General features: G+C 51.6%; 8 protein-coding genes. 2 read left to right on the top strand and 6 right to left on the bottom strand.

The window, feature by feature from the left end; all coding sequences use genetic code 11:
• Positions 1–353 precede the first annotated feature (353 nt).
• Entirely contained in the window at positions 354–1,523 is a 1,170-nt protein-coding gene (locus BWI97_RS22605; RefSeq protein WP_102202912.1) for a zinc-dependent alcohol dehydrogenase, read from the top strand.
• A gap of 136 nt (positions 1,524–1,659) precedes the next feature.
• Here the strand turns inward: BWI97_RS22605 and BWI97_RS22600 are convergent, their stop codons facing one another.
• The 4 genes from BWI97_RS22600 to BWI97_RS22585 are packed head-to-tail and all read right to left on the bottom strand — an operon-like array spanning position 1,660 to position 8,693.
• Positions 1,660–3,216 carry an alkaline phosphatase family protein gene (locus BWI97_RS22600; RefSeq protein WP_102202911.1) on the bottom strand — a complete coding sequence of 519 codons (1,557 nt, stop codon included), beginning with the start codon at positions 3,214–3,216 and terminating at the stop codon, positions 1,660–1,662.
• A gap of 4 nt (positions 3,217–3,220) precedes the next feature.
• Entirely contained in the window at positions 3,221–4,042 is an 822-nt protein-coding gene (locus BWI97_RS22595) for a glycerophosphodiester phosphodiesterase (RefSeq protein WP_199182065.1), read from the bottom strand.
• A gap of 14 nt (positions 4,043–4,056) precedes the next feature.
• Positions 4,057–5,529, bottom strand: a complete 1,473-nt coding sequence (locus tag BWI97_RS22590; protein ID WP_102202909.1) for a SusD/RagB family nutrient-binding outer membrane lipoprotein — start codon at positions 5,527–5,529, stop codon at positions 4,057–4,059.
• 5 nt (positions 5,530–5,534) lie between these two features.
• Complete coding sequence (locus tag BWI97_RS22585; RefSeq protein WP_102202908.1) at positions 5,535–8,693, bottom strand: SusC/RagA family TonB-linked outer membrane protein; 3,159 nt, start codon at positions 8,691–8,693, stop codon at positions 5,535–5,537.
• A 346-nt stretch (positions 8,694–9,039) separates the two neighbouring features.
• On the opposite strand from BWI97_RS22585, the gene BWI97_RS22580 reads away from it, so the two are divergent.
• Positions 9,040–11,175 carry an FUSC family membrane protein gene (locus BWI97_RS22580; protein WP_102202907.1) on the top strand — a complete coding sequence of 712 codons (2,136 nt, stop codon included), beginning with the start codon at positions 9,040–9,042 and terminating at the stop codon, positions 11,173–11,175.
• A 218-nt stretch (positions 11,176–11,393) separates the two neighbouring features.
• Here the strand turns inward: BWI97_RS22580 and BWI97_RS22575 are convergent, their stop codons facing one another.
• Together BWI97_RS22575 and BWI97_RS22570 are read right to left on the bottom strand one after the other, a co-directional pair.
• Positions 11,394–11,594, bottom strand: a complete 201-nt coding sequence (locus BWI97_RS22575; RefSeq protein WP_094811610.1) for a hypothetical protein — start codon at positions 11,592–11,594, stop codon at positions 11,394–11,396.
• Positions 11,595–11,649: 55 nt separating this feature from the next.
• Positions 11,650–12,552, bottom strand: a complete 903-nt coding sequence (locus BWI97_RS22570; RefSeq protein ID WP_102202906.1) for a serine hydrolase — start codon at positions 12,550–12,552, stop codon at positions 11,650–11,652.
• Positions 12,553–12,600: the final 48 nt, after the last annotated feature.

Below are 12,600 nucleotides of genomic sequence, written 5' to 3'. Positions count from 1 at the left end.
GATAATCGAGCACATTGATTAGTGAAGTCAAAAATACCCCAGTATCTCTCTACCTGATCGATCTGGCTGTACTCATCGCCATGGATTGTGTTGCGTACCTATACGTCTGGCATGATTATATCACCTGTTCAGTTCATTCATTGTGCTTAGGCAACGATCCAATCTCTATGACCGCTAATCCCCACGATGTTCGTTACAGTGACGAGGTAAAAATACGGCAAATCACCGAAGACGGAACCGGCTTCGATTGATGAATTACCAGCGTAAAGGTAGTTTTTAATGCCCTTCTCAGTTTCCAGTACTCGAAACGCTCGTTAATTCAAACATGTTCACCAGCTCAAAAACCAACCCTTATGAAAGCAGCCCGAATTCATGGTCCTAAAACAGTGACCTGCGACAACGTAGATGATCCGACCATTCAGGAAGGAAGAGATATTATTTTGAAAGTGACGGCTACGGCCATTTGCGGCTCTGATCTCCATATTTACTCCGGGGGCTTGCCCCAACCCAGACCCATGGTGCTCGGCCATGAGTTTATGGGGATTGTGGAAGAAGTGGGCCCGCACATCAAAAATCTGAAACGGGGTGACCGGGTGGTCGTTCCTTTCCCAATTGCCTGTGGCCACTGCTTTTTTTGCGATCACCATCTGCCCGGTCATTGCGAGAATTCCAATCCGGAACACTATGGTCCGGAGGGCGGTCTGTTGACCGAAAAAGGCGGAGCCTTGTTTGGGTATACGGACCTGTACGGCGGCTACGATGGCGGACAGGCCCAGTATGTGCGGGTGCCTTACGCCGATTATGGACCTCGTATTGTTCCCGATCATTTAACGGATGAGCAGGTGTTATTCCTGACGGATATTTTCCCCACGGGTTATAGCGGTATCGATTGGGGGGAAGTGAAAGGCGGGGAAACCGTGGCTATTTTCGGTTCAGGTCCCGTCGGAATCATGGCGGCCAAAAGTGCCTGGTTGCGGGGTGCCGCCCGGGTTATAATTGTGGATACGCTGCAATACCGATTGGATAAAGCGAAACTGACGGCAGACTGCGACACCATTTTGTGGGACAATGATGCCAAAGACGTAGTAGCCCAGATTCGGGAAATGACAAATGGTCGCGGTGCCGATGTGTGCGTGGAAGCGGTTGGCTTCGAACCCGACCGTAACCTGCTTGACCGGGCCAAAGCCGTGATCAATCTGGAAAAGGGCTCACCCAAAGTACTGGAAGCCTGCATGAGTGCCGTACGGCGGGGAGGCATCGTTTCCGTACTGGGCGTCTATCCGACCACGTATGACAATTTCCCCATTGGTCAGTTCTTTGACAAAGGAATCATTCTGAAGGGCGGTCAGGCTCCGGCTCACAAGCACATCGACACCTTACTCAGCTACGTTGCCGAAGGAAAAGTGAAGCTTGATGATATCATCACGCACCGCCTGCCCTTAACGGAAGTATCGCATGCGTATGACATCTTCAAACGTCGCGTCGATGATTGCGTGAAAGTGGTATTAGACCCCTGGAAGTAAAAGCGTTAGGGTTCAGGGAAACGCCTGGCTCACTACCGCAGCGAGCGAAGATTACAACATTTGCCTGAACAGGATCTCAGGGATAGACTAACAGACTATCTCTCAGATCCTGTTTTTTAGGAAAGAAAGTCCACGGTTAATGAGCCGAATTGGAGACGGGTTCCTGCATACGCTCTACTTTTCCGTAATCTATGTAGATGTAAGGTCCTAATAGGGTTCGCTGCAAAGCTAACGTGTAGGTTCCGCCCGCATAGGAGGCTTTCGTACGAAGCGTTTCCTTACGAGGTACGGTATAGGTAGTTTTTTCCGGACGAAGCAGCAATTCATTGAGTACCCGGCCATCCATAGACGCAGGCCTGGGCAAGCCGTGTAAATAAAGCACCGTGGGGATCAGGTCAATGATGGACGTAGGCAATTGGCTAACCATACCCTTTTTGAAGCCAGGACCGGCGGCAAAGAGGTTCGTATGCACTTCGTAGGGACTTAAGCTTCCGTGTCCGGCTGTTCCTTTAGCAAAACTCTGACCGGGGTAGCCCGCATCGTTTTTCTCGTCCGTCCAGTTGACATCCACTAAAATGTCAGCGGTTCGGGAGGCATGATTCCAGTGAATACTTTCAAAAGAAAGCGTTCCCTTGACCCAACCTTCCTGGCGGTTTTTCGTACCCGCGGGTGTAAATACGGCCCCAACCCAGGGCTCAGCCTGTAGTACCTGCACGATCTGCTGAATTTTGGTACGGTCATGTCCTTTCACGTAGATAGCTCCATCAGCCAGTACGACATCGTCACTTTCTCTGGAAGCTTTAAGACCTTTTGCGATTAAAAGGTCCGTATAGCCCGTCTTGCCCTGGTGCGTTACAAAGCCATGATCCGTAGAAACCAGAATGTTGTAGTGCCCGAGCAAGCGACGGGTCTGGAGCGAGTCCAGGATGCGACCAAATTCCTGATCCACCTGAGCAAGGGCCTGTTGCGTCAGGCCCCTGCCGACGCCGTGTACGTGGGCGGTAGCATCGGGATCCGAGAGCCAGAGTGAGCATACCAATGGACCCTTGGCAACGAGTCCGTAGCGAAGGAGAGCATCGACGACCCAGCGGTGGCGGGCCGTATTCGGAATGGCATACGCGGGGGGTGGACCAAAAGCCTGATAGATGGAATCCTGTGCCGTCGCGGGTATGATCAGTCCGGGATTGATAACTAGTCCGCCGCTGCCCTTTCGGTTTTGCAGCAAGGCCTGGCCCGTCGTGCCGGAGCTAAACACCATCAGCTGGTGGCCCGCCTGCTGCAATTGCTCACCCAGAGAAGGGGTCGTCAGTAAATCACCCTGTTGGTTGTCATCAATGGCCTGAAGAGCTTTCGCATCCCCCGTATCCAAAGCCTTGGTCGGATGAACGCCGGGAAAATACACGGCATTCCCCAGGATGCCATGCGTTTTGGGGTAGCTGCCCGTCGCGAAAGAAGACGTATTGACGCGGGTAACCGTTGGAAATACGCTGTGGTGCTCGAGAGCCTGACTGGCCGTTTGCCGAAAAGCATGCAGACGGGGCATGGCCGCTGGGGTAATATAATCGGGCCGTAAGCCGTCAAAAGTGACGATGAGCGTACGAAGCGGCTGGGGTTGTGCCTGAAGCCCTTCGTTAAACAAACCCAAACTTAAACCTAGTATGCCTAAAAGTTGAGAGAAAGTACCCATACGCATGATGTTAGAATTGAGGTTTCCAGGGCATGATACCCGCCTGTCGAGTCGCATCCTGAAAGGTTTCGAGTTCGTTCACTAAAATAAAGTCAGCTCCCGCCTGCCATAAACCCGCCAGCTGATCGGGCGTTTTGGCGTAGAAGTAATTGATCCGGATGCCGTGCTGTTTAAGCAAAGCAAGAGCCGCCGGACGCCCGGCTGAACTTTCGCTCAGGAGCTGAATGAAATGAGCTTTTTGATCCACCGTAGCCCGGGCGTACGCCTGATTATCCGTGCGGTTTCTACCGTCGGAATTACAGATAAGAATCGATGGATGGACGGCTCGGGCACCCCTGGCAGCGTCCTGACTACAGGCTAGAAAGGTCTGATGCAGGCGGTCCGTCGTGACCAGATACCGGGCAACGGCCCGACCCACTTCGGCACCACCCTTCAGGTGACAGTTGAGCCACACGTTGCGGGGCATGATCGCCAGCGTTTCCTCCAGCGTAGGAATGCGGGTATGCGGTCGACCCTTCTTCACTCCGGCATCCAGTTGCCGAATGTCAGCGAGGGTTAAATCCGCTACTCGTCCGCTGCCGTTGGTGGTGCGATCCACCGTTTCGTCGTGTATAATGACCAGGGCACTATCCCGCGTAAACTGCACATCAAATTCAATCATGTGAGCACCCAGCTGAATGGCCCGCTGAAAAGCAGGAATGGTATTCTCGGGATGCGTATCCATACAGCCGCGATGGGCACACAAGCCTCGGGTAGGCAGTTCTATCTTCTGGGCACAGAGGCTGGATACGGCCAGACTCCAGAGCAGAAGGCTTTTGACTAATAAGTTCATACAAGCATGATTCATTAGCGTTCCCACCATACCTTCTGGTCACTGGTATCGCCTCCCATACTGGCTACGGCTTTCGCCAGAGCTTCGGGGTTCAGCGATTGCAGGTATGTGGGATAGGGAACGCGGGAGGGAAACTGGTTTTCAGCGGGAATGCCCGTCCCGCGGGGGAGTACGGGGTAGCCCGTCCGGCGTTTTTCAAACCAGGATTGATAATCGACAAAAAAGGAAGCATAGTACTTCTGAAGCATGACTTGCTCAAACTGGGCTTCGGAGCTACTGGCGAAAGCAATGAGCGGATGCTCCAGAAAACCGGCGGGCAGACTCACGCCCCACTGCGTCATGGAGGCCGCAATACCCGCTTCGTAATGAGCTTTGGCTGTTTTTCCAGTGGTAAATCCTTTCAGGGCTAGTTCTGCCTTCATGAACTCTACTTCCGCGTAGGGCATCATCACGCCCAACTGAGGGAGCGTTTTGAGTACGTCGCTGTAGCTGGAATTGCGACCTACGGCGTATTCAACCGTGGTAGGGTAGCCACTCTCAATGCCCTGATACACCGGCACGCCGTTGACCGTCACGGGCAGGCACCATACCGTCCGACGGGGATCATTCGTAGCGTTCAGGGGGGCAAGGAAAAACTTGGTGAAGTAGTTGCCATCCCGCCAGTCTACCTGCCGGGCGTTGTAATTCGGGTTGTAGTACGGAAAAGTACCGGGGTAACGAAAAATAGCTTCATCCGCATTACTTGTAAAGACGGGATACTGAGTCGGATTCGCCAGTATGGTTGCGATCTGCTCCTTCACGGGTACGGTTCCGTCACGCTTGGACAGGCGGAGTAGTAAACGCAGTCGCAGGGAGTTGGCAAACTTTTTCCATTTGAGGATACCCGGACTGGTGCTGCCCGAAAGAGCATTAGCCGCGTAAACCAGATCACCGCCGTAAGTCAGGGCTTTGCGTTCGTCGAAGAGGGCATTGGCCGTTTCCAGATCTTTCAGCAATTGCGGATAAATGCTTTGCTGGCTATCAAAGCTGGGTTTTACCAGACCCTGAGCGGCCCTGGTCGACTCCGAATAGGGAATGTCTCCGTATAAATCCGTCAGAATCGAATACGCCCAGCTTTTATAAACCAGAGCAATAGCCTGATAATTAGGCTCCTGAAGACGTTGGGCGATCTGGGAGAGATCTTCAATATCCGTTAAAAAGCCGTAGAAGTTATTCCAGACGCCCGTACCCGGTCCGACCACGTAACGGTGCAGACCACCCCCACCGGCACTACCTCGGGGGGCATCTACCTGCATGAGTTCATGGGTAAAGTTACGGGCGGCTCCCGTAGAAGCATTTACGATGCGGTACTGCAACTGCCCAAGAAGTACACCCGGTGTAATTTCCTTGGGTCGGTTCAGGTCCGTATTCAGTTCCTGAAAGCCCTGCGTACAGCCAGCCGTCAGGAGTACAAGCAGTAGCCAGCGAAGATAGGATAAGCGAAACATCAGGCTTAGAGTTTAAGGGTTAAATTGGCCCCAATGACACGGGTGGATGGGAATTGAGCCAGTTCAACGCCCGGGGTGAGCGTACCGCCGTTTAGGTTACCCCCCTCGGGGTCAAAACCGGGAAACTTGGTGAAGTTGAACAGATCACGTCCGTACAAGGCCAGACTGGTCTGGCGAAGCCCCGTTCGTTGGAGCCAGCGTTTGGGCAGGTTGAACTCCAGCCGCACTTCCCGGATTTTCAGGAAAGAAGCGTCGAAGATGTTGGTCTCGGCGTTGGTGATGGCGTAGTAATTATCGTAATAGGAGCTGGCTGCCACTTTTACCGTATTAGGGGTAAAACTGCCATCGGGCTGCTTCACGACCCCCTGACCAATGATACCATCCTCGCGGCCGGGAAGGGTTACGTTAGTTTTACCCAGCGTATTGTTTTTATGATTGGTCTGGGAAAACAGACTACCGCCTTTCTGGCCGTCGAGCAACACGCTCAAACGCACCCCGCGATAGCTGAATTCATTGAGCCAGCTGGCTTTCCAGTCCGCAAAAGCATTGCCCCACTTTTTGTTTTCGGGGTCCAGCGGAGCCGGAAGCCCTACGGATGAATAGATGATCTGACCATCGGGCGATCGTTGAAAACCCCGGCCGTACATATCGCCCATCAGCCCACCCACGCGGGCTTCGATGGAGACGTTGGTATTATGGTTGTAAATCACCTGATTGGTAATGCCCGCGGCCAGTTCGCGTACGTGGCTTCGGTTGCGTGACCACAACAGGGTCGAATTCCAGTTCCATTGACTGGTAGCCAGCGGTCGGCCCGTGAGTTTGAGTTCCAGCCCGCGGCTATTAATCAACCCCGCATTAATCAGAGCATTGGTATAGCCCGAAACCGGATCGAGGGGAATGGCCAGAATCTGATTGCGACTGCGGTTGTTATAATAGGCCACATCCAGTCCTACCCGATTATTCAGCAACCGCACGTCCAGACCGAATTCATAACTCGAAGTAATCTCCGGTTTTAGGTTGGCATTGAATAGCGTCGTAGCATTGGTAAAACTGTTTCCGTAAATTTTATCGTAGTAGCGGTCGGTCTGGTAAGGACGGGTGTCATTCCCCACTTGAGCCCAGGAGGCCCGTAGCTTGGCAAAAGAAAAGCTTTGGGGCAGGGGCAGGAGCTCATGGAGCAGGAAGCTACTACTTACGGAAGGATAGAAAAAGGAGTTATTGCCGTAGGGAAGTGTACTGGACCAGTCATTACGGCCCGTCAGATCCACGAAGATTTTTTCGTCGAGGGAGAACTGAGCCGCCGCGTACAAACTGTTGATGGCTTTGCGGGTTTTCAAAGGATCCGCAACGGCCTGATCCAGACTGTTGGAGATTTGATAAATGCCGGGTTGAGCTAACTGATCGGCGTAGAGTCCGGCAAAATCATACAACTGTCGCATGGCATTTCCCCCGGCACTGGCATTCAGGTGTACGCGGGAACTGAGCTGATTTTTGTAACTCAAAAGAAAATCCGTGTTGGATTCGTAGCTAAAAACGTTTTGCTCCCGGTACATTCCACGGGGGTAACGCGTCATGGAGAAGGGACGTTGCTGCGAGCGAAACTCGTAGGACATGTCCAATCCCGAGCGTACAAGTAAATCAATATGATCCGAGAGCTGATACGTGGCCGAAAGCGTACCGATGACGCCGTGCTTGTTCATCTTATTGAGCATCTCGTACATGATCAAATACGGGTTGTCGGGCGTAGGGTTGAAGGGATTGCGTTGCTGTACCTGCTCCAGGCCCGTTGCCCAGTAGGGCTTAAACCATTCCGGACGAATATTCGGGGTTGTACCCAGAATCAGGAAGTACATCAGCGTCTGGTTATTGTAACCGGCGGCGGGAAGGTTGTCACTCTTTTTATTGGAGTAATTGACCCGACCGTTGATTTTCAGCCGATCAGAAACCTTCTGATTCACGGATAGGGCCGCATTGATGCGTTCGAAGCCCGTATTGGGAATGATCCATTTGTTCTTCAGGTGCGTTAGCGAGAAGCGGGCCGAACCTTTGTCTGTACCACCTTCCAGAGAGAGGCTGTTGGAGTACGTCAGTCCCGTTTGGAAAAAGCCCGAGATATAATCCTTGTAAGGTACCCAGGGGGTACGTTCCGTGGGTTTGCCGTTGGGAGCGGAGGGATTGTACTGGTAGTAGGACTGTCCGTTAAACCTGGGCCCCCAGGCCCGGCCTGCGGCTACCGTGGTGGCGGTGTTCGGCCCGTCGGGACTATCCAGGTACGAAAAATAAGTACTCGTGCGGCCTTCACCGTATTCAAACTGGTAATCAGGCCAGCGGTTGACGCCTTCGATACTGACGTTGGAATTGACCGTCACTCCAATTCCCTGGTCTTTGCGGGCACCGGATTTCGTGGTAATGATCAGGGCACCGCCTGCGGCACGGCTGCCGTACAGGGCCGTAGCACCGGGGCCCTTCAAGACGGTAACATTTTCAATATCGTCAGGATTTAAATCGGACAAACTTGACCCGTAATCAACCGGACTGTCGGCGGAGAGGTGGGAGTTGTAACCCGTCCCTGTAATGCGGCTGCTAACGGGGACCCCATCGACAACAATCAGGGCCTGGTTGTTATCCAGGTTTAATGAAGATTCGCCCCGCAGGGTAATGCGGGCGGACCCCATCGGACCCGCACCCGTGCCCTGGATGTTTAGTCCCGCAACTTTTCCCGCCAGTGAATTGACCCAGTTGTTGGTCCGGGCATCTTTAACGACGTTCTCACTGAGACTTTGAGCCGCATAACCCAGGGATTTTTCCTCCCGTTTGATGCCCAGAGCCGTAACCACTACTTCCTGTAAGGCTAAAGGACTGGCTTTCAAACGCACGTTCAGTTGGGTACTGCTGCCAATGGCTACTTCGGCCGTAGCGTATCCCACGAAACTGAACACCAGCTGATCAGCGGGCGTTAAGGGGCGGGGAGGCCGTAGGGCAAACGTTCCGTTTGCCGTAGTCACGACACCTGTAGTCGTGCCTTTCAAAAGCACATTGACACCCGGTAGGAACTGGCCCTGCTCATCCGTGACTGTCCCCTGCAGAAGAGGGGTCTGACTCCAGCCGGGACTGGCTATCGAAAGCACGAGAAGAAGAAAGAAAAGAATAGAGGTTTGACGCATAAAAGGGATCTGGGGAAGGGTTTGAAACCGCAAAGCTAGACCCGTGATATGTCCTCAATGTGACGGGAATATAGCCAAATAGTGAACTTAACGTATAGCGTATTACCCCAAAAATCATTTTTGATTTGAGGTGTCCATAAACGAAGTTTTACCCGCTGTAGGGAGGCGTAAACGCCAGGGAAGTAACGTTCATCCGTAAGCTGAGAAGAATACGGGTCGATGCATACAGACAAGAAAACAGGGCACTTCTGCATGAAGTTTGTTAGTTTTGACTGGATTCCGTTTTGTCAGAAATTGGAATAGTGAGTCAGGGACTCCTGGCATTTGCCTTTTGTATATAGCCTGCATGAATCAAAAAAGACTCAAACAGCGGATCAGTAATTTTCTTACCGGAGAGTATTTTACGGATGCCCTCCGCATTACGCTTAGTATCATTACTCCCGCAGGGGTTCTATTTGCTTTAGGTTTAGCCCAGCCTGCTATTGGTGTTACCCTCGGGGCACTGCTGATTGCCCTGACCGACCTACGTGGAACGATAGAGGATAAACGCACGACTACCACCGTCAGCATTTTGCTGTTTTTTCTGGTATCGCTGATCTCCATTGCTGCTCTGCCTTATCCCTGGCTTATGGGGGCGGTCTTTTTTTTGATTACACTGGGGTGCTCCATGCTTACGGCTTACGGAAGCCGATTGTCAATGGCAGGTACTGCAGCCATTGTACTCATGATTTTTATCTGGGGGCTCAACCCCACGGATTACTGGTTTTGCCTGTATCTGTTGATGGGTGGACTCTGGTATTACGCGATTAGCCTGCTGCATTTGTGGCTATGGCCCGAACGATACCTTCGCTACGCCATTTCCGAGGCACTGCTTACTACCCATAATTATCTGCAAGTCAAAGCCCTGTTCTACGATACAGATCTTACGCTAAAAGATTGTTACAATCAAGCCATTCTGTCCCATACCCGTGTCAGCGAAGCCCAGCAGCAGTTACGCAGTATTCTGCTACGCGACAAAGCAGTCATGCATCAGGACAACCGAACGGGGCAGGTACTCTTGCACGTAGCCGAGAAGACCATTGATCTCTACGAACAGATCACGGCGATTCACTATGACTATGACTTTATACGAAATCAATTCGCAATTACCGGTGCCCTGGATCTGATTCAACAGATGATCCGTTTACTGGCGGCAGATATGCTTCATGTCAGCGAGATGAAACCTTTCTCGACGCGGCCGCAACAAGGGACACAAACCGACCGTCAGTTAACGCAACTAACGGCAAGATTCGAGTACCTGATCAAAAAAGAGAATGATTCTAACGCGGCCATTCTTTCCCAGCTACTGGCTAACCTTAAAAGTATTTACGCGGATATTCAGGAAATAGACCATACGCTTCGTAACGAAACCAACGTCATCATTCCCGCAAAAACCCAGGTAGAATACCAGCATTTTGCCCCTTTTGAAAAGTTGGAATGGAAGCAGCTGGTATCACATTTTAAAATTAGTTCGCCCATATTCCGGTTTTCGCTCCGCCTGGCAGTAACCTGTTTGTTTTGTTACCTGCTGGCTCAGGTATTTGTCTTGGGCAAATACAGCTACTGGATACTGATTACCGTGGTTGTTATCATTAAACCAGCCTTCAGTCTGACCCGGCAACGAAACATTCAGCGGCTTACGGGCACCCTGTTGGGGATTGTCCTGGCACTGGTTCTGCTCTATTTCGTTACAAACACGGCAATCCTGCTTGTGTTCGCTGCGGTGTTTCTGCTCGTTTACTTTACGTTCAACCGAACCCACCACCTCGTCAGTGTGATTGCTCTCACGCCGATGGTCATCAGTATCGTATACCTGTACGGGAATAGCGGCTGGGGCTTCGTTCTCGAACGAATCTACGATACGCTCATTGGCTGTGCCATTGCCTTTGGAGCCACTTACCTTTTCCCCTCCTGGGAATCCAGCCGCATGCTGTTTTTGTGCAGAGAATTGCTGAAATCCAATCTACATTACCTGGAAAAACTCGATGATGCACTCAGTGGAAAACCCATGAATGTGACGGCCTATAAACTGGCCCGCAAGAGTGTCTATCTGGGGCAGGCCAATCTATCCCAATCCTTTCAGCGAATGCTTAGAGAACCCGGTAATAAAGCCATTGTCTCCGAGTATATGTATCATTTTCAAATGCTGAATCATATGCTCAGTGCCCATATTGCCTCGCTGTTCAGGTCGCTTTCGATGCAGCACAACGCAGACCCATTCGCTGATCGGAACCGGGTGAAGGCGGTAAGGGACGTCCTGTTCCAGAGTCTGCTATTGTTGGATCCTCCACCCAGAGAAGCGACCCCTGATGATTCGGGGAACAGGCTCAGTGAATCCCTCCATCTTTCACCAGAAGAATACAAAGACCCGTTTTTTTCGCTGAAAACCATAGGCGGGCAAATCAGGCTTTGCTGCCTGGAACTTCGAACCGTGCTGGCCTGAGTGGCCAGGGTGTTTTATTTAATTGTACGCATTGCCTTCCTGCTTCATTCGTTCTGAAACGAGTCAAAAATTGAATATTAGCCGATCAGGTACTTGGTTCATCAACGACTAGAGAGGTATTCCCGGGTTTTTCGGAGAGCAACCGTTTTGTATCAATCCATACGCTGCAAAATAAAAAAGGCTGACGCTTGTCGTCAGCCTTCTGAATGGAGGAGGATTTAGCCCCCCACGTACCCTTTGATGATCGTAGTACCTTTGATGATTTCCGAAGCTGGAATAGAAGCAGGCCCGGCTTCGGTCTGGCAAATGATCGTATCGCCTTCCAGCTGGAGTACCTCCATGGCTTGCCCGTCGTTGATAAGTGCGTGGCCTTCTTCGGGTTTATGAATGACCTGATCGCCAATTTGTATTGTTTCCATACGCGTAGTACATAGGTTTGGTGTACGGGCATAAAAACGCGGACCAGGGCTTAGATCACCAGTTTTTGGAATCGGGTATCCATGTCGAACGGGGGTGGTAATACTTCCAGAGTAGGGCGGAAATTTTTCGCGTCAGCGTCCAGGCCTCGTTAGTGGCTTCCCAGCTTTCATCCCGGTTGTTTTTGGTGAAAATGGCACAGACGTAAGGATGCGGTCCGGCTACGTAAAAAACTTCACTACGACTTTGGTTAACGCAGCCGTGTTTATCCGCTACAAACACATCCGGGGGAATCTGCGATAACGCGTACTGATCCCAATACTGACGGCCCAACAGGCGAAGCATTTTCTCACTGATGGAAGGATTAATAAGTTTCCGTTCGGAAATAGCCGTAAACAGGCGGGCCATTTCCCGGGGCGATGTTTGTCCCCAACCATACCGATTGCGAATGGCTTCACGACCCGGCGTACGACTATTCACCCGCGTAACCTGGTAACCCAGACTGTCCAGTACCTGATTGATACGCAAACCGCCCCCCGCTAACCCCTGTAACCACAAACTGGCCGTATTGTCGCTGGTACTGAGCATGAGTAAGAGCAGGCGACTGATTTCGATTTTTTCACCCGTTTTCATGGCATTGACTAAATCGGCTTCGTCGCTGGCTTTGTAACGCAGCGAATCCGTTAGCGTTACCGACTGGTGATAGTCAAGCTGCCCCCGCTGGATTTTGTCCATGATGCCCAATAGAATAGGAACTTTTACAATACTGGCCGTTGGGAAGATGGTATCGGCCCGGATGGCCGCGACAGAATGCGTTTTCAGGTCTTCGACGTAAATACCCAGATCCCCGTGGAAGTCTTTTACCAGCGTCTCGAGTTGTTTTTGCAGACGGGTATCCGTTTTCTGGGCCTGGGCGAAAGTAGTAGTTAAAAAGAGAAGAAATAGGAAAAGTCTAAACATGAAAGAACAGAATTTGATTACGCATTATGCCGATGAATCAGCAAAGTA

Source organism: Siphonobacter sp. BAB-5405 (genome assembly GCF_002872335.1).
GTDB lineage: Bacteria > Bacteroidota > Bacteroidia > Cytophagales > Spirosomataceae > Siphonobacter.
Note: the sequence above shows the minus strand (reverse complement) of the source record. Positions and strands in the feature narration are given on the sequence as shown.

Coding starts and splice junctions, on each gene's coding strand:
- BWI97_RS22575 (WP_094811610.1), bottom strand. CDS start 11,594: ATGGAAACAATACAAATTGGCGATCAGGTCATTCATAAACCCGAAGAA.
- BWI97_RS22600 (WP_102202911.1), bottom strand. CDS start 3,216: ATGCGTATGGGTACTTTCTCTCAACTTTTAGGCATACTAGGTTTAAGT.
- BWI97_RS22580 (WP_102202907.1), top strand. CDS start 9,040: ATGAATCAAAAAAGACTCAAACAGCGGATCAGTAATTTTCTTACCGGA.
- BWI97_RS22590 (WP_102202909.1), bottom strand. CDS start 5,529: ATGTTTCGCTTATCCTATCTTCGCTGGCTACTGCTTGTACTCCTGACG.
- BWI97_RS22605 (WP_102202912.1), top strand. CDS start 354: ATGAAAGCAGCCCGAATTCATGGTCCTAAAACAGTGACCTGCGACAAC.
- BWI97_RS22570 (WP_102202906.1), bottom strand. CDS start 12,552: ATGTTTAGACTTTTCCTATTTCTTCTCTTTTTAACTACTACTTTCGCC.
- BWI97_RS22595 (WP_199182065.1), bottom strand. CDS start 4,042: ATGAACTTATTAGTCAAAAGCCTTCTGCTCTGGAGTCTGGCCGTATCC.
- BWI97_RS22585 (WP_102202908.1), bottom strand. CDS start 8,693: ATGCGTCAAACCTCTATTCTTTTCTTTCTTCTTCTCGTGCTTTCGATA.